Annotated in this window: 9 protein-coding genes and 5 pseudogenes (1 of these 14 cut by a window edge); 11 read left to right on the top strand and 3 right to left on the bottom strand. The window is 68.6% G+C overall.

Annotated features, from left to right (window positions below; translation table 11 throughout):
* Nucleotides 1-249: 249 nt before the first annotated feature.
* Nucleotides 250-909: a response regulator gene (locus ACFQE0_RS23860; protein WP_378975664.1), complete on the top strand. Its 660-nt coding sequence runs from the start codon at nt 250-252 to the stop codon at nt 907-909.
* 155 nt (nt 910-1,064) lie between these two features.
* On the opposite strand, the pseudogene ACFQE0_RS23855 reads toward ACFQE0_RS23860, so the two are convergent.
* Nucleotides 1,065-2,683: pseudogene (locus ACFQE0_RS23855) on the bottom strand (porin).
* Nucleotides 2,684-3,219: 536 nt separating this feature from the next.
* Between ACFQE0_RS23855 and ACFQE0_RS23850 the strand changes: the two are divergent.
* The 3 pseudogenes from ACFQE0_RS23850 (at nt 3,220) to ACFQE0_RS23840 (ending at nt 7,065) form a co-directional block, all read left to right on the top strand.
* Nucleotides 3,220-5,342: pseudogene (locus tag ACFQE0_RS23850) on the top strand (4Fe-4S binding protein).
* Nucleotides 5,339-6,306: pseudogene (locus tag ACFQE0_RS23845) on the top strand (FAD:protein FMN transferase). The pseudogenes ACFQE0_RS23850 and ACFQE0_RS23845 overlap by 4 nt, the downstream one beginning before the upstream one ends.
* Nucleotides 6,303-7,065, top strand: a pseudogene (locus ACFQE0_RS23840) (DUF1194 domain-containing protein). Before ACFQE0_RS23845 ends, ACFQE0_RS23840 begins: the two co-directional pseudogenes overlap by 4 nt.
* Before the next feature lie 7 nt (nt 7,066-7,072).
* On the opposite strand, the gene ACFQE0_RS23835 reads toward ACFQE0_RS23840, so the two are convergent.
* Nucleotides 7,073-8,977 carry a TRAP transporter large permease gene (locus tag ACFQE0_RS23835; protein ID WP_378974063.1) on the bottom strand — a complete coding sequence of 635 codons (1,905 nt, stop codon included), beginning with the start codon at nt 8,975-8,977 and terminating at the stop codon, nt 7,073-7,075.
* 126 nt (nt 8,978-9,103) lie between these two features.
* The gene (locus ACFQE0_RS23830; RefSeq protein WP_378974061.1) at nt 9,104-10,036 is read right to left on the bottom strand and encodes an AEC family transporter; all 933 of its coding nucleotides are present in this window, start codon (nt 10,034-10,036) and stop codon (nt 9,104-9,106) included.
* A 172-nt stretch (nt 10,037-10,208) separates the two neighbouring features.
* On the opposite strand from ACFQE0_RS23830, the gene ACFQE0_RS23825 reads away from it, so the two are divergent.
* The 7 genes and pseudogenes from ACFQE0_RS23825 to ACFQE0_RS23795 all read left to right on the top strand — a co-directional run.
* Nucleotides 10,209-11,414, top strand: a complete 1,206-nt coding sequence (locus ACFQE0_RS23825) for an acyl-CoA dehydrogenase family protein (protein WP_378974058.1) — start codon at nt 10,209-10,211, stop codon at nt 11,412-11,414.
* 80 nt (nt 11,415-11,494) lie between these two features.
* Nucleotides 11,495-12,673, top strand: a complete 1,179-nt coding sequence (bktB, locus tag ACFQE0_RS23820; RefSeq protein WP_378974056.1) for a beta-ketothiolase BktB — start codon at nt 11,495-11,497, stop codon at nt 12,671-12,673.
* Nucleotides 12,674-12,680: 7 nt separating this feature from the next.
* Nucleotides 12,681-13,447 (top strand): annotated as a pseudogene (locus tag ACFQE0_RS23815) (SDR family NAD(P)-dependent oxidoreductase).
* A gap of 3 nt (nt 13,448-13,450) precedes the next feature.
* On the top strand, nt 13,451-14,467 hold the full coding sequence (locus ACFQE0_RS23810; RefSeq protein ID WP_378974053.1) for a phosphotransferase family protein: 1,017 nt from the start codon (nt 13,451-13,453) through the stop codon (nt 14,465-14,467).
* Nucleotides 14,468-14,479: 12 nt separating this feature from the next.
* Nucleotides 14,480-14,797: a DUF6285 domain-containing protein gene (locus tag ACFQE0_RS23805; RefSeq protein WP_378974050.1), complete on the top strand. Its 318-nt coding sequence runs from the start codon at nt 14,480-14,482 to the stop codon at nt 14,795-14,797.
* A 122-nt stretch (nt 14,798-14,919) separates the two neighbouring features.
* Nucleotides 14,920-15,657 (top strand): Crp/Fnr family transcriptional regulator, encoded by a 738-nt coding sequence (locus ACFQE0_RS23800; protein WP_378974048.1) that lies wholly within the window; start codon nt 14,920-14,922, stop codon nt 15,655-15,657.
* Nucleotides 15,658-15,713: 56 nt separating this feature from the next.
* Nucleotides 15,714-15,776, top strand: the 5' portion of a protein-coding gene (locus tag ACFQE0_RS23795) for an HWE histidine kinase domain-containing protein (RefSeq protein ID WP_378974046.1). 684 nt of this gene lie beyond the right edge of the window; only the first 63 of its 747 coding nucleotides appear in the window; the start codon lies at nt 15,714-15,716; its stop codon lies beyond the right edge, outside the window.

The following is a 15,776-nucleotide window of genomic DNA, read 5'->3' as shown; positions in this document are numbered from 1 at the left end:
GTCCCTACCCTAAGACCGCAGCATGGCGGGATTGCTCTGCAGTCCCGCCAAACTCGAACCGCCCCCGGTCGCTCGGCGAACGGGGGCGGCGTCCGGGGCCCATCTCCTCCGCGAGCCGGCATGAGCGCGACCCATTCCATGCTGACATCTGTGCCGGAGACCGGGCTCGCCACCCCTTCTGTCCAGGGTGCCGGGGAGGCTATGATCCTGGCACGACATGCCGACGGGCCGGAGGCGGGGGTAGCCGGGATGCAATTGCTGATCGTCGACGATCATCCGCTCTTCCGTGAGGCGCTGGCGAGCGCCATCACCCTGGCCTTTCCCGATGCCGTGCTGCACGAAGCGGACGGGATCCGCAGCGCCTGCGACGTGCTGGGCCGCGAGACCGGTATCGATCTGACCCTCCTCGACCTGTCCATGCAGGGCGTGTCCGGCTTCGACGGGCTCGTCACCATCCGCGCCCGCTTCCCGCGTGTCCCCGTGCTGATCGTGTCGGGACTCGAAGATCCGCGCATCATGCGCGAGGCGCTTCAGCGCGGCGCGTCCGGCTTCGTACCGAAGGCGGTCGACAAGGCCACGCTCACCCGCGCCATCTCGGAGGTGATGAACGGCGCGCTGTTCACCCCGCCCGATCTCGCGAGCGCGCCGGAACCGACGCCGAGCCGCAAATCACCGCTGGCCGAGCGTGTCTCCCGCCTGACGCCGCAGCAAATGCGCGTGTTGATGATGATTCGCCAGGGCAAGCTGAACAAGCAGATCGCCCACGAATTGCAGGTCGGTGACTCGACCGTGAAGGCCCATGTGTCCGAAATCCTTCGCAAGCTCGAAGTGATCAGCCGGACGCAGATTGTGATTGAGACCGCCTATCTCGATTTCGACAAGAGCAATGGCGGCTTCCCAGCGGCGTAACGCGTCGATCTTTCAATTCGGGACAATGAAACAGCTCGTGGTCACTACGTCTCCGTTCAGACGTTACGCCCCGAAGATGTGACCGTGCTGCTTATTGGTGTTTGGTGCTGCCCCGCCCCTTCTTGGAAAGAGGGGCGGGGCGACTATCGTCGGGATTAGAAGTCGCGCTGGACGCGGAGGCGGATCTGCTGGACGGAGTCCGCGCTCGTCGTGCGCACGGCCCCCCGGCGTTGATGGCGCCGACGCGCGAGTAGGCGGTCGGATCCTTGTCGAGGTCGATGACGCGGCCGCTCTTCACGCCGATCTGGGTGTAGAAGCCCTCGACGCCGATATCGAGATCCTTGACGGGCGACCAGATGATGTTGGCGCCGGCCGTGAACTGGTAGGTGTCACGGAGAGCTTGGCTCAGCTGGAAGAAGCGGGTGCCCGGGGCGCCCACAGCGTTGGAGCCGCCCGGAGTACCGAGCAGACCGGAGGCGAGGCCCTGCGCGTTGCGGGCGTTGGCGCTGTAGCTCATCTCACCGTAGCTGCCGAACACAGCCGAACGCCACTCAGGCGCCCAGTAGTGCAGGTAGGCGGCGGCGACCGTGAAGCTGTCCGACTTCTCGAGACGGCCGGTGAAGGGGTTCACCGTCGCATCGTTGAAGAACTGGCTGAACTTCTGGCCCTGGATGGTCGCGGCGGTCTGGTTGTAGCAGCCCGAGTAAGCGCAGTAGCCGGTGTACATCTGGGCGCCGTTGCCATACGCGCCCTGCAGGTAGAGGGCATCGCCGGCGGCGATCATCGGCAGGTTGACCTTGATGCCACCCTGGACGGCGTAGCCGTACTCGTTGGACGGACGGGCCGGAGCGACGGCGTTCAGCGGCGTGGTGAGCGCGAGGTTGCCGACGTTCAGCTCGTGCGACGCGGCGGAGACCTGAGCCGAACCCCAGGCGGCGTCGTAGCGCAGCACGCCGACGAAGTCGGGCAGACGGTTGCGCTGGATGACGTCGACCGAGGTGCTGCCGATGACACCGTTCACCGTCGTGATGATCGGGGCCTGGATGTTGGTCACGCCGAACGAGGTGATCGCGCCGTTGGTGACGGTGGCGGTCGGGGCGACCGGCGAGTAGATGGCCGAGCGGCGAGCGGTCGGGTCTTCCACCGACAGCGTGGCGGAGAAGCCGTTGCCGAGGGTCGCGGTGTAGGCGAACAGGTTGGTCGACGCGATGTCCGAACCACCGGTGGCGGCGGCGAACTCGAAGTCGTGGGCGTAGAAGTCGAAGAACGAGGAGGCGCGACCGGCGGTGAGGCCAGCGAACTGCACGAAGGCCTTGTCGGCGTTCACGTAGGTCTGGGCGCGGCCGAACTGATCCGGGCCGAGGGCGGCGAAGGCGTTGCCGATGCGCTGCTGGGTACCGGAGGTGCCACCAGCGTACGGACCGCCGGTGCGGGAGGCGACTTCGACGCGCAGGAAGGCGCGCAGGGTGCCGTAGCCGGTCTGGGCGCGGGCATCGAGGTTGATGCGGGCGAGGCCGCGGTAGCCGGCGGTGTCACCGTTGCCGTTCGTGCGCGAGAAGGTGGTCTGGTAGCCACCCTCGAAGCGGGCGCGGCCCGACAGGCGCAGGCAGGTGTCGGTGCCGGGGATGTAGAAGAAGCCCGCGCCGTAGGCGGAGCAGACACGGACGAATTCGACCGGGACGGCCTTCTTCGTCGTGAGGTCGGCGGCCTGTGCAGCGCCGACCGTGGCCAGTGCTGCGGCAGAACCGAGCAGCCAAGTCTTCATAGATCTCATCGCTTTCTCCAATAACGCTGCCTTCGAAAGCTTCGACCTGCCGTGCTGCGCACGTCCTTCGAAAACTTTCCTCGGCCATGACTGCGGATGCTGAACACCTCGACGCGTCTGCCCCCTGAGAGCGGACCTCCGCGAATGCCGCTGCCGGAACACCGCCTCGCTTTTGCATCGACAAGTCGGTGGATGTCCGGCTGCCCAAAGCTAAGCGCATAGAGTTCCGATTCTAAAACCGAAAATCTCGCCTTTTGGCCCTAACTACGCAGCTGTTGCATAATTAAAACATCAATTTACTGAGCTGTAGTTGGATTATATTTTCGCCAACAACCGAAGATTGCATGTTTCGACGAATGAAATGCTTCCGCATGCTTCAGGCAAGGTTCAAACGGCGAGGCAATCCTTAGACCCACTCTGTGCGAGGCGTCCCGACGCCCTGGCCTTTGGTCCAATATCGGGCTCCGCCGCGGGGGCCCTATCGTGGCGGTAACGATCGAGGAAACGCGGGGGGCGGCGCGGCGCTGTCCCGGAGACGGCTGCGGATGCGAGTATCCGGCGTACTGCGCACCGGATGGGTGGCCATGCTCGTGGCTCTCCTCACCCTCGCGCGGCTGTCTCCCGCCGTCGCGGGCGAGTTGAACCGCGAGGGGATCGCCCGCTATTTCCCGCCGCCCCTGGTCGTCGGCGAGAAGGACGACGCCCTTCCGGTCTGGCCGATCCTCAAGCAGCAGGCAGGCTCCTACGAGGTCTTCGCCTACGCGTTCGAATCCATCGATTTCGCGCCGTTGCCCGGCTTCGGCGGCACACCCGCCGATCTCCTGATCGCCCTCGCACCGGACGGCACGTTCCGGGACGTGAAGGTGCTCTCGCACCGCGAGCCGGTCTTCCTGGAAGGACTCGGCTCGGAGCCGCTCTTCGCCTTCGTCGAGCAATATGTCGGCCTGTCGGCGCGCCAGCCGATCCGGGTGGGGCGGCCGAATGCCCGGGCCTCGGGGGCGGCCCCCAGACCACCGTCGATGGCATCGCCATGGCCACCGCCTCGACGCGCACGATCAACCAATCCGTGCTGGCCTCCGCCCTTGCGGTGGCGCGGGGCAAGCTCGGCTTCGGCGCGACCAATGTCGGCCTCAGCGTCGAGGCCAAGCCCGACCTGTTCGAGCCCCTCAGCCTGGAGGCGCTGATGGCGCGCGGCTTGGTCCGTCGCCTCACCGTCACCCGGGCGGAGGCCACCCGTGCCTTCCGCGGCACGGGCGTCGAGGAGGCGGGGGAGGGCGCGCCGGAGGACGTGCTCAGCGATTTGTACGTCGCCCTGCTCGACGTGCCCTTGATCGGCCGCAACCTCCTGGGACCGAAGCGGTTCGAGGCGCTGACCCGCGAACTCGGCCCAGGCGGGCACGCCCTGATGGTGCTGAACGCGGGCCCGGTCGACGCGCCCGAGAACCCGCTCGGCGACACATTCATCCTCGGCGCGGTGCCCGACCGGATCTCGGTCGCGCAGGGCGGCCTCGTCGTAAATGCCCGCGACATGGCCGTGGAGCGGCGGGGCGCGGGCCTGACGGAGGGCCTGCCCCCCGGCGATTGGACCATCCTGCGCATCGATTCCGCCGCCGGGTTCGATCCGTCTGCGCCGTTCACCGTGGTGCAGAAGATCGTGCGCGAGCGCGGCCAGATCCTCTCGGAGAAGATCGCCCGCGATTTCACCGTGGAGACCAAGCTGCCGGGCGACCTGTTCGTGCGTGTCGCGGCGCAGGACGGGCCGGACTGGACGGAATCCTGGCGCGCGCGCATCCCGACGCTCGCCGGAATCGGCGCCATGCTGGCGCTCCTCGTGCCGGTGCTGGCGCGGCAGAAGGGGCTGGTCGCGGATGCGCGCCGGTTTCCGGTCTTCCGGCTCGCCTTCCTCGCCGTCACGGTCGGCTTCATCGGCTACGTGGCGCAGGCGCAGCTCTCGATCGTCACCCTGATGGGGCTGGTACGGGCGGTCCTGCGCACGCACGATTTTGCGTTCCTGCTCTACGATCCGCCCTCGCTGGTGCTCTGGGCCTTCGTGCTGGTCAGCCTCGTCCTGTGGGGCCGGGGCACGTTCTGCGGCTGGCTCTGCCCGTTCGGGGCGATGCAAGAACTTGTCGCGTGGCTCGCGCGCCCCCTGCGCATCCGGCAGATCACCGTGCCGCCCGCCCTCGACGGTCCGCTGCGCAAGCTGAAATATGGGGTGCTCGCGGGCCTCCTTGCGGCCACCGCCGCAGGGCTGCCCGCCGCCGATGCCATGGCCGAGATCGAGCCGTTCAAGACGGCCATCACCCTGTCTTTCGTGCGAAGCTGGCCCTTCGTCGCCTACGCGATCGGGCTGCTGGTGCTCAACCTGTTCGTCTACAAGGGTTTCTGCCGCTACCTGTGCCCCCTGGGCGCGGCGCTCGCGGTGGCCGGGCGCTTGCGGATCCTGAACTGGATTCCTCGCCGGGCCGAGTGCGGCACACCCTGTCAGCTGTGCAAGGTCCGCTGCCGCTACGGTGCCATCGCGCAGAGCGGTAAGGTCGATTACCCCGAGTGCTTCCAGTGCATGGATTGCGTGACGATCATTCACGATCCCGGCCAGTGTGTGCCGCAGGTGGTGGCCCGGCGCCACGCCAAGCGGATCGTGCCGCGCCCGGCGGCGGTCCGATGAGCGCCAGGCCGACACGCCGCCGGGCCGTGCTCGGGGCCTGCGGCCTTGCCGCCACAACGGCCGGGCTCGGCGCCTTCCATGCCCTCGCCACCGGCCGAGGCTTGCTGGCGCGCAGCCGGGTCGGGCTTGCTTTCGGCACGACGATCTCCCTCACCGTCGCCGGAACGGATCCGGAGGCGATGGAAGCTGCCCTGACCGAGGGCGTGGCCGCGATGCGGGCCGTTGAACACGAGGCGAGCCTGTTCCGGACGGACAGCGCGCTCGCCCGCCTCAATCGGGAAGGGCGGCTCGACGCGCCCCCGGCCATCTCACCGCTTTGTTGGCCTTCGCCCTCGATCTCGCTTCCAAGACCGATGGGGCGTTCGATCCCACGGTTCAGCCGCTTTGGCCCGTCTGGTCGCGCGCGGCTGAGGCGGGAGGGCGACCCGGCGATGCGGTTCTGCGGGACTGCCTGACCCGGATCGGCTGGCGAAAGGTGCGGGCGTCGCCGGATGCGATCCTGCTGGAGGCGGGCACGGAGGTGACGCTGAACGCCGTCGTGCAGGGCTATGCGGCTGATGTGGTGATGGCCGCGCTCACACGCCGGGGCATCGCGGATGCCTTCGTCGACACGGGCGAGTTCGGTGCCCTCGGCACCCATCCCGATGGCTCGCCCTGGCGCCTCGGCATCGCCGATCCGCGCCACAAGGGCGAGGTCGCGGCAGTGATCGCCCCGTTCACCGGCTTCGCGGCCACCTCGGGCGACTACAACATGGCTTTCTCACCGGACTACGCCGACCATCACATCTTCGATCCGGCCACGGGGCATTCGCCGCGAGGCTTGTCTTCGGTGACGGTGACGGCTCCGTCCGGACTCCTGGCCGATGGCCTGTCCACGGCCTGCATGGTGCTCGGGCGGGAGCGGGGCGGAGCGCTCGTCGCGGGGCATCCAGGCTGTACCGTGCGCTTCGCGGAGAAGGCATGATCCGGCATCTCTCTGTGGCGGCCTGCGCCGGTCTCCTCGCGACCGCCCTGCCTGCGGCGGCGGCGGACTCCGTCGCCACGGCTCTGATCGTGTCGGTGGACGTGTCACAATCGGTCGATGACGCACGGTTCAAGCTACAGATGGAGGGCATCGCGGAGGCCCTTGAGGATCAAGGCGTGCTCGCGGCGATCACCGGCAACCCCGGCGGCATCCTGTTCGCGATGGTGACCTGGGCCGACCGGGCCGGGATGCCGGTGCCGTGGCGGCGCATCGCCAACAAGGCCGACGCCGAGGCCGCAGCGGCGGCCGTGCGCGCCACGCCGCGGCAAGCAGGGGAATTCACCTGCATCGGGCAGATGTTCCGCACCGTTGCCTCGAGCGTCATCCCCGCCATGCCGATGGCGGCAGACCGGATCGTCGTGGACGTGTCGGGGGACGGGATCGACAATTGCACCGATCCCGACGCCATGGAGGCCGAGCGCAACGACGTCCTCGCCCTCGGGGCGACGATCAACAGGGTTGCCGATCCTCGTTCCGGGGGAAAACGACGTGGTCGGCGCGGGGGCCTATCGCGCGCCCGGCTACGGCCTGCGCCCGACCCCGCTTCCGCAGGACCGGACCAGTTTGGAGCAATGGTATCGCGCCCATGTGGTCGGCGGGCCGACCTCGTTCCTCCTCGCCGCAGCGGGCTACGGCGATTTCTCACGGGCGATGCGGCGCAAGTTCGTCATCGAGATCAGTGCGCTGACGGCGCGCTGACCGGCCCCTACAGGAACCCGATCGAGAACCAGGGGACGAGGATGATGGCGAGCAGGCCGACGAGCAGGGCGAGCATGTAGCCCACGATCGGCCGCATCCCCGCATCCGGGTGGATCCGGCTGATCGCGCAGGCCGCATAGTATCCGACGCCGAACGGCGGGGCGAACAGGCCGACGCCCATCGCCAGGATCACCACCATCGCGTAGTGCACCTCGTGCACGCCCACCGACCGCGCGATCGGGAACAGCAGCGGCCCGAACAGCACCACCGCCGGGATGCCCTCCAGCACCGAGCCGAGGATCACGAACGCCACCGCCGAGACCAGCAGGAACCCGAGCGGCCCGCCCGGCAGGCTCTTCATCGCCACCGCCAGCGTCTGCGAGAAGCCGGACTGAGTCAGCGCCCAGGCCATGCCGGTCGCCGCCCCGATGATCAGCAGGATCGCCCCCGACAGGGCCGCCGTCGTCACCAGCATCGGGTACAGACGCGCCCAGGCGAAGCAGCGGTAGATCAGCAGGCCCGCCAGCACCGAGTAGACGATACCGATGGTCGAGACTTCGGTCGCCGTCGCGATGCCTTCGACCACCGCGTAGCGGATCACGAAGGGGAGCGCGAGCGCGGGCAGGGCCACGAGGAAGGCCCGCCCGATCACCGCGCGCGAGGGCCGGGCGACGTGGCTCAGGTCCTCGTGCCGGTAGCGCCACCACACCAGGGCGCAGAGCGTCACTGCCAGCACGAGCCCCGGCAGCAGGCCGCCGGTGAACAGGGCGGTGATCGACACGCCGGTCACCGAGCCGATCGTGATCAGCACGATCGAGGGCGGGATCGTCTCGGTCTGCGCACCGGTCGCGGCGAGCAGGGCCACGAGGTCGCCCTCCTTGGCACCGCGCGCCTTCATCTCCGGGAACAGCACGGGGGCGACGGCGGCCATGTCGGCGGCCTTCGAGCCCGAAATGCCGGAGACGAGGTACATCGCGCCCACCAGCACGAAATGCAGGCCGCCACGCACGTGGCCGAGCAGGCTCGCCAGGAAGCCGACCATGGCCTTGGCCATGCCGGTCATCTCGATGAGCAGGCCAAGGAACACGAAGAGCGGCACCGCGAGCAGGATGAGGTGGCTCATGCCCTCGTCCATGCGGCCGACCACGACCATGGCCGGCGCGTCGGTGGTCAGCGTCACGTAGGCGAAGGTCGAAAGGCCGAAGGCGAAGGCGATCGGCACGCCGGAGAAGACCAGCATCCCGACGCCGAGCACGAAGAACAGCAGCAGGTTGACGTTGCCGAGCCCGGCCAGGAACGGCTGCAGGGCCACGAGCCCTCCGGCCAGGGCCGCGCCGGTGGCGAGCGCGGCGAGGGTGATCTTCCAGTCGGCCGTTTCGAGCAGACGGATCAGTGCGATGACGAGCATCAGCCCGAAGCCGATCGGCAGGGCGGCGGCGCGCCACGCGTTGTTCAGCTCCAGCGCGGGCGTCTGGACGAAGACCTCTTCGCTGGCGAACTCGTAGGCCGGGTGCAGGACAAGACTGACGAAGACGAGGCCCGCGACGAGGGCCAGCGTTTCGAGGAAGGCGCGGGCGCGCGGTCCCGCCATGGCGACGATGGCGGTCATGCGCATGTGCTCGGCGCGGCGGAAGGCGACGACCGATCCGAGCATGGCGAGCCAGAGGAACAGGATACCGGCGAGTTCGTCGGTCCAGATCAGCGGTTGATGGAAGACGTAGCGGCTGACGACGCCCGACAGGAGAACGCCGATCTCGGCGAGCACGAGCAGGGCGGCGGGGATCTCGACCAGCCAGCCGATGGCGTTGTCGAGGACCTTCAGCCAGCCACGGCTCCGCAGGGGCGGGCCATCGAGACCGATCCCGTGAGCGCCCGCGCCCGCAGCTTCCACCGCCGCGATGTCCATCGCCATCCTCCCAAAAGCCCTAACCGGGGCCGGCGCCGGGTTATCCCGGTCTCCGCGCGAACACATTCCATACTTGCGACGGCCCTGCCAGTGAACCGGCCGACGCGGATATCCAGCCTCGTCGCGTCAGGCTCAGCCGAGCCACGCCACCAGAGCGGAGACGGTGACGACCGAGACGAGGTGCGAGACGAGGATCGCCCCCGACGTGACACCCGCCTGGAGGCCGTAGAGCTTGGCGAGGGTGAAAGGGCCGGAGCCGATGGGCAACGCGCTGAGCAGCACCGCCGCCCGCGCCCAGAGCGGCGGTACGGGGAAGACATAGAAGACGAGGAGGGCCGTCACCGCCGGGTGGACGACGAGCTTCAGCCCAACGAGGAGCCAGATCAGGCGCCGGTCCCCAGCCACTCCGCTCTCCTGCGCCAGGAACAGTCCGATGCAGATCAACGCGCAGGGCGAGGCCGCACCGCCGAGGAGCTTCGCGGCGGTGTCGAGGGGGAGGGGCACGGCCAAGCCGGTGAGCCCCACCGCGAGACCGGCGATGGGGGCGAGGAAGAGTGGATTGCGCAGCAGGGAGAGCAGCACCCGTTTCACGGTACTGCGCCGGTCGACGCCCCGCCTCAGGTCGAACTCCACCATCACGATGGCCGTGAGGAACAGCACGCAGGCGGTGAACAGGGTGGCGATCACGGCCGCCGGCAGCCCCTCGGGCCCGAAGACCAGCAGGCAGAGCGGAATGCCCATGAAGCCGACATTGCTGTAGCCGGCATCCAGCCCCTCGATGCTCGCATCCGCTACGGAGCCGCCGCGGCGCCGCCCGAGGCCGTAGGCCAGGGTGAAGGTCGCGGCGATGCCGAGGCCGAAGGCCGCCGAGAACCCCACCTGCCCGATCTCGGCCGGGGTGATCCGCGCCATGGTGGTGAAGATCAGTGCCGGGAGCGCGAGGTAGATCGCGAAGCGGTTGATGTTGTCGGTCGCCTCCCGCGTGAAGACCCCGAACCGTCCGCAGAGAAAGCCGACGAGGATCAGCGCGAAGATCGGCAGCGCCGCGTTCAGGACCGCCTGCATGCCGTGTCCGATGAGGAAGGAAGTGCCCCGGCCGGGGACGAAGGAGGCGAGACCCCTACACGATCCCGCGTATCACCGGAAACCGCGCCGCTTCGATCTGTCAGGCTCCGGCTCTTCCCAATGTGGCATACGCCCCACATCATACGGGCACGGGCCTCACAACGGGACCATCATGGATTTCACGATTTCCCCGCGCGTCGAGGAGTACCGCGCGCGCATCGCGGCCTTTGTCGACACGCACATCATCCCGGTGGAGCGGGATCCGGCCGCCTATGACGGGCACGGCAACATTTCCCTGCCCGAACTGGAGCGCCTGCGCGGCCTCGCTCGCGCCGAGGGGCTGTGGTGCCTCCAACTCAAGCCGGAGACTGGGGGAGCGGGCCTCGACAAGATTGGCATGGCGGTCTGCTATGAGGCGATGAACCGCTCGATCTTCGGGCCCGTGGTGTTCAACTCGGCCGCCCCCGACGATGGCAACATGATGGTGTTGGAAAAGGTCGCGACGCCCGAGCAGAAGGCGCGCTGGCTCGATCCGATCGTGCGCGGCGAGGTTCGCTCGGCCTTCGCCATGACGGAGCCCCATCCCGGTGGCGGCTCCGATCCTGGCATGATCCAGACCCGCGCCGAGCGGCGGGGCGATACCTACGTCGTGACCGGCCGCAAGTGGTTCATCACCGGCGCCGAGGATGCAGCCCATTTCATCCTGATGGCGCGGACGTCGGACGACGCCCGCAAGGGCCTCACCGCCTTTCTGTTCCACCGGGACAGCCCCGGCTGGCACATCGTCCGCCGCATCGGGATCATGGGTCCCGAGGAGCATGGCGGCCATTGCGAGATCGCGTTCGAGGGACTCGAAATCCCCGCGAGCGACGTGCTGATGAAGGAAGGCGACGGGCTCAAGCTCACGCAGATCCGCCTCGGTCCGGCGCGGCTCACGCACTGCATGCGCTGGCTCGGATTGTCGAAGCGCTGCGTCGAGATCGCCCGCCATTATGCGGCCGAGCGCCAGGGCTTCGGCGTTCGCCTCGCCGACCGGGAAAGCATCCAGTTGATGCTCGGCGACCTCGCCATGCGCATTGAGATCGGCCGCCTTCTCGTGGCCAAGGCCGCCTGGGCGCTCGACCAGGGCAGCTTCGCACGCAAGGAGGTGTCCATGGCCAAGGTCCACGTGGCCAACCTTCTGCACGCGGCGGCCGATACGGCGATCCAGATCAACGGCGCGCGGGGCTACTCCACCGATACGCCGCTCGAATGGATCTACCGCTACGCCCGTCAGGCCCGGCTCGTGGACGGGGCGGACGAGGTCCACAAGATGGTGCTGAACCGCAACCTCGAGGCGGAGGGCGACGCGTTCTGGACCTGGGACGTGGGGGAATAGGGGTGTGAGCCCGTCCTCTCCCCACAGGTGGTGAGAGAAGAATGCGCACCGTCGCGCGAGAAGAAAAGGAAACAGAATCCATGACGGACGTGGTCATCACCGGCGCCGTGCGGACGGCCATCGGCACCTTCGGCGGCGCGCTCGCCGCGATCCCCCCGGCCGAACTCGCCGCAAAATGCGTGGCCGAGGCGCTGTCGCGCTCCGGGACCAAGGGGGAGGAGATCGGCCACGTCATCTTTGGTCACGTGATCCCGACCACGCCGCGCGACGCCTATATCGCCCGCGTCGCGGCGATGGAGGGCGGCATCCCGCAGGAGGTGCCCGCCCTGACCGTCAACCGCCTCTGCGGCAGCGGCCTGCAGGCCATCGTCTCGGCGGCGCAGGCCGTGATGCTCGGCGATGCCGAGGCCGCCGTCGCGGGTGGCGCCGAGAGCATGAGCCGTTCGCCGCATCTGCTGTCAGCAGCCCGGTTCGGTCAGAAGATGGGCGATATCAGCGGTGTCGATTACATGATCGGCGTGCTCTCCGATCCGTTCGGCCACGGCCATATGGGCGTCACCGCCGAGAATATCGCGAGCCGCTACGGCATTTCCCGCGAGGATCAGGACGCCTTCGCAGCGCTGAGCCAAGCGCGGGCCGCCAAGGCCATCGCCGAGGGCCGGTTCCGCGATCAGATCCTGCCGATCCCGGTTCAGCGCAAGCGTGAGACCGTGCCCTTCGAGACCGACGAGCACCCCAAGGCCACCAGTGCCGAGGATCTGGCGAAGCTCCGCCCGGCCTTCGCGAAGACCGGCAGCGTCACGGCGGGCAACGCTTCTGGCCTCAACGACGGCGCCGCCGCCCTGGTGCTGATGAGCGCCGAGAAGGCGGCCCGCGAAGGCGCCAAGCCGCTGGCCCGCATCGTCGGCTACGCCCATGCGGGCGTCGATCCGTCCGAGATGGGCATGGGGCCCGTCCCCGCCGTGCGCCGCCTGTTCGAGCGCACCGGCCTGCGCGCCTCCGATTTCGACGTGATCGAATCGAACGAGGCCTTCGCGGCGCAGGCCTGCGCGGTCTCGCGCTCCCTCGACCTCGACCCGGACAGGGTGAACCCCAACGGCGGTGCCATCGCGCTGGGTCACCCGATCGGCGCGAGCGGGGCGATCATCGCGGTGAAGACGCTCTATGAGCTCGCCCGGACCGGCGGTCGCTACGGCCTCGCCACCATGTGCATCGGCGGCGGCCAGGGCATCGCGGTCGCCTTCGAACGCGCGCAGTGAGGCATCCATGAGCGGCATCTTCGATCTCACGGGCCGTCATGTGCTGGTGACCGGCGCGTCGAGCGGGCTCGGGCGCCATTTCGCGGGCCTTCTGGCGAAGTCGGGGGCAAGGCTTTCCCTCGCCGCCCGCCGGGCGGGGGCGCTCGCCGAGACCGTGGCCACCGTCGAGGCTTTGGGCGGGCAGGCGCAGGCCCTCGTGATGGACGTGACCGACCGCGCCAGCATCGAGGTGGCCCTCGATCAGGCGCAGGAGCGGTTCGGCCCCGTGGCGGTGCTCGTGAACAATGCGGGCGTCACGGCGACGACCCCGGCCCTCGACCTCTCGGAGAGCGAGTGGGACGGGGTGCTCGACACCAACCTGAAGGGCGTGTTCCTCGTCGCCCAGGCGACCGCCAAGCGCATGGTCGCGGCGGGGCAGGGGGCAGCATCATCAACGTCGCCTCGATCCTCGGCCTGCGGGTCGCCGGGGGTCTTGCCCCCTACGCCGCCTCTAAGGCCGCCGTGATCCAGCTGACCAAGAGCCTCGCCCTCGAATGGGCGCGCCACGGCATCCGCGTGAACGCCCTCGCGCCGGGCTACGTGCGCACCGAACTGAACGCGGAGTTCTTCGATTCCGAGGCGGGCAAGGCGCTGATCAAGCGGGTGCCCCAGCGGCGCCTCGGCGAGGCCCACGAACTCGACGGTGCGCTCCTGTTGTTTGCCTCAGATGCCGGATCGTACATGACCGGCTCGGTCCTCGCCGCCGATGGTGGCCACCTCGTTTCGGGGCTCTAGACCATGGACGAGACGCGGCTCAGCGCCTGGATTGCCACGCATCTCGGGGTACCCAGCGTCACGATCGAAGAGAGCCGCGCCCTGGGCGGCGGGTCGATCCAGGAAAACCGGCTGATCCGCTGCCGGATCGGGGAGGGGACGCGCGAATTCGTCCTCCGCCGGGATGCGCCCGCGACCATCGCTTCCAGCCGATCCCGGCGCGAGGAATTCCGCCTGCTCGAAGCCGCCCACGCGGCGGGGGTGCGCGTGCCGGAGCCGGTCGGCTTCTGTGAGGACGCGTCGGTGATCGGCGCGCCCTTTGCCCTGATGGGGCTGGTGGCGGGCGTCGGTCTCGGGCCGCGTATCGCCAAGGATCTGACCCTCGGTGGCGACCGTGAGAAGCTGGCGGAAGACCTCGGACGCGAACTCGCGACGATCCACGCGGTGCTCGACCCCCACCGGGATCCGCCGCCGGCCCTCGCCTTCCTCGGCCCGCCCGAGCCGGAGCCGGCCAGGGCCGAGATTGCACGCCTCCGCGAAAGTCTCGACGGGATCGGCGCCAAGCGGCCCGCCATCGAATGGGGCCTGCGCTGGGCCGAGGTATGCGCGCCCGCCTGCCCGGCACCGTCCCTCGTCCACCGGGACTTCCGCACCGGCAACTACATGGTCGATGAGACCGGCCTGACCGCCATCCTCGATTGGGAATTTTCCGGGTGGGGCGACCCGGCCCAGGATCTCGGCTGGTTCTGTGCCGCCTGCTGGCGCTTCGGCCGTCTCGACAAGGAAGCGGGCGGCATCGGATCGCGCGAGGCCTTCGAGCGCGGCTATCGCGAGGGCGGCGGCCGACCAGTCGAGCGCGAGCGGGTCGCCTACTGGGAGGTGATGGCGCATCTGCGCTGGGCGGTGATCGCCCTGGAGCAGGGCGCGCGCCACGTTTCGGGCCGCGAATTCTCCCTCGAACTCGCCCTGACCGGCCGCATGGTGCCGGAACTGGAACAGGCGATCCTCGCCGCCACCGCCCCCGCCGCCTGGCCGCGATAACGGAGCCTTCCGATGCGTGATGATCCCTCCGGCGCCGACCTGATCGAAGCCGCCCGGAAAGCCCTCACCGACGAGGTCTTACCCGGTCTCACCGGCCGCCCGCGCTACGTGGCGCTGATGGTGGCCAACGCCCTCGGCATCGCCGCGCGCGAGATTGGGGATGCCCACGACCTCGCGGCGGCGGGCGCCGATCTCATCGGCCCCGATGACCCGGCCGGACTCGTCATGTCCATCCGGGAGGGACGGCGCGACGCCGCTCCCGACCTTCATGCGGCCCTCACCGTTCACGCCGATATCGCCTCGCGCATTTGGAGACCACGAAAAGCGTGAGGGGCACGCGCGGTATCAATTCGGTCTTTGAGAGTGAGGAGAAGCTTACGACTGATCCATTTGAGTGTGCCGAACATCGGATCGGGTATGATCCTGCTTGAATTTGGACGCACCGGGATTCGATGCACGATCCGCTCGCGGCAAAGCTGGCGCGCTACGTTCCGCTTTCGGTTGCCGACCGGATGTGGCTTTCGGAGGCGCTTGGGCCGGCCCGGAGCATCGCCGCCCGCACCGACATCATCGATGAGGGCGAGGATCCACACGCGGTCAACGTCATCCTGGAAGGCTGGGCCTGCCGGTCTCGGCAACTCGTGGATGGGCGCCGCCAGATCGTCTCGCTTCTTCTCCCGGGGGACCCGTGCGACCCCCATGTCTTCCTTCTCGATCAGATGGACCATGCGATCAGTGCGCTGACCCCCGTGGTCTACGCGCAGATTCCCGGACCGGTGCTGCAGGAATTGACCGCGCGCAGCGCCGCTCTCGACCGGGCCTTCCAACGCGAAGCTCTCGCCACTGCGGCGATCCAGCGGGAATGGACCGTCAGCCTTGGGTGCCGCTCGGGCATCGAACGCCTCGCCCACCTATTCTGTGAACTGCCTACGCGGCTATCCGCCATCGGCCTCGCGACGCGCACCAGCTGCCCGCTCCCGCTGACGCAGCACGATCTCGCCCATTCGCTCGGGCAGACCAGCGTGCACATCAACCGGACGCTTCAGGAACTGCGCGCCCAAGGCCTCATCACCCTTCGCAGCCGCCGCCTGACGATCCACGATCCGGCGCGGTTGGCGGAGCTGGCGCATTTCGATGCGTCTTACCTGCATTTTACGGTGGGATCGGATCCGCCGCCTGTCGAGGCATGAAGAAAATGGGGCGCCCGCGAGTTGCCCAAGAGGTTGATGATGCCGAGAGACGGCGGATGACGATCCCGGGAGACGTGTACGATCGGCTTGCGGCGGTGGAAGCAGACAATGCCCGCCTC

The organism is Methylobacterium komagatae (assembly GCF_042661665.1).
GTDB lineage: Bacteria > Pseudomonadota > Alphaproteobacteria > Rhizobiales > Beijerinckiaceae > Methylobacterium > Methylobacterium komagatae.
The sequence above is the reverse complement of the archived record's forward strand: the minus strand, read 5'-3'. Positions and strand labels throughout refer to the sequence as shown.

What these genes read in the sequence shown, in the direction of transcription:
- ACFQE0_RS23860 (WP_378975664.1), top strand. Translation starts at nt 250, where the DNA reads ATGCAATTGCTGATCGTCGACGATCATCCGCTCTTCCGTGAGGCGCTG.
- ACFQE0_RS23835 (WP_378974063.1), bottom strand. Translation starts at nt 8,977, where the DNA reads ATGGCGATGGACATCGCGGCGGTGGAAGCTGCGGGCGCGGGCGCTCAC.
- ACFQE0_RS23830 (WP_378974061.1), bottom strand. Translation starts at nt 10,036, where the DNA reads ATGCAGGCGGTCCTGAACGCGGCGCTGCCGATCTTCGCGCTGATCCTC.
- ACFQE0_RS23825 (WP_378974058.1), top strand. Translation starts at nt 10,209, where the DNA reads ATGGATTTCACGATTTCCCCGCGCGTCGAGGAGTACCGCGCGCGCATC.
- bktB (WP_378974056.1), top strand. Translation starts at nt 11,495, where the DNA reads ATGACGGACGTGGTCATCACCGGCGCCGTGCGGACGGCCATCGGCACC.
- ACFQE0_RS23810 (WP_378974053.1), top strand. Translation starts at nt 13,451, where the DNA reads ATGGACGAGACGCGGCTCAGCGCCTGGATTGCCACGCATCTCGGGGTA.
- ACFQE0_RS23805 (WP_378974050.1), top strand. Translation starts at nt 14,480, where the DNA reads ATGCGTGATGATCCCTCCGGCGCCGACCTGATCGAAGCCGCCCGGAAA.
- ACFQE0_RS23800 (WP_378974048.1), top strand. Translation starts at nt 14,920, where the DNA reads ATGCACGATCCGCTCGCGGCAAAGCTGGCGCGCTACGTTCCGCTTTCG.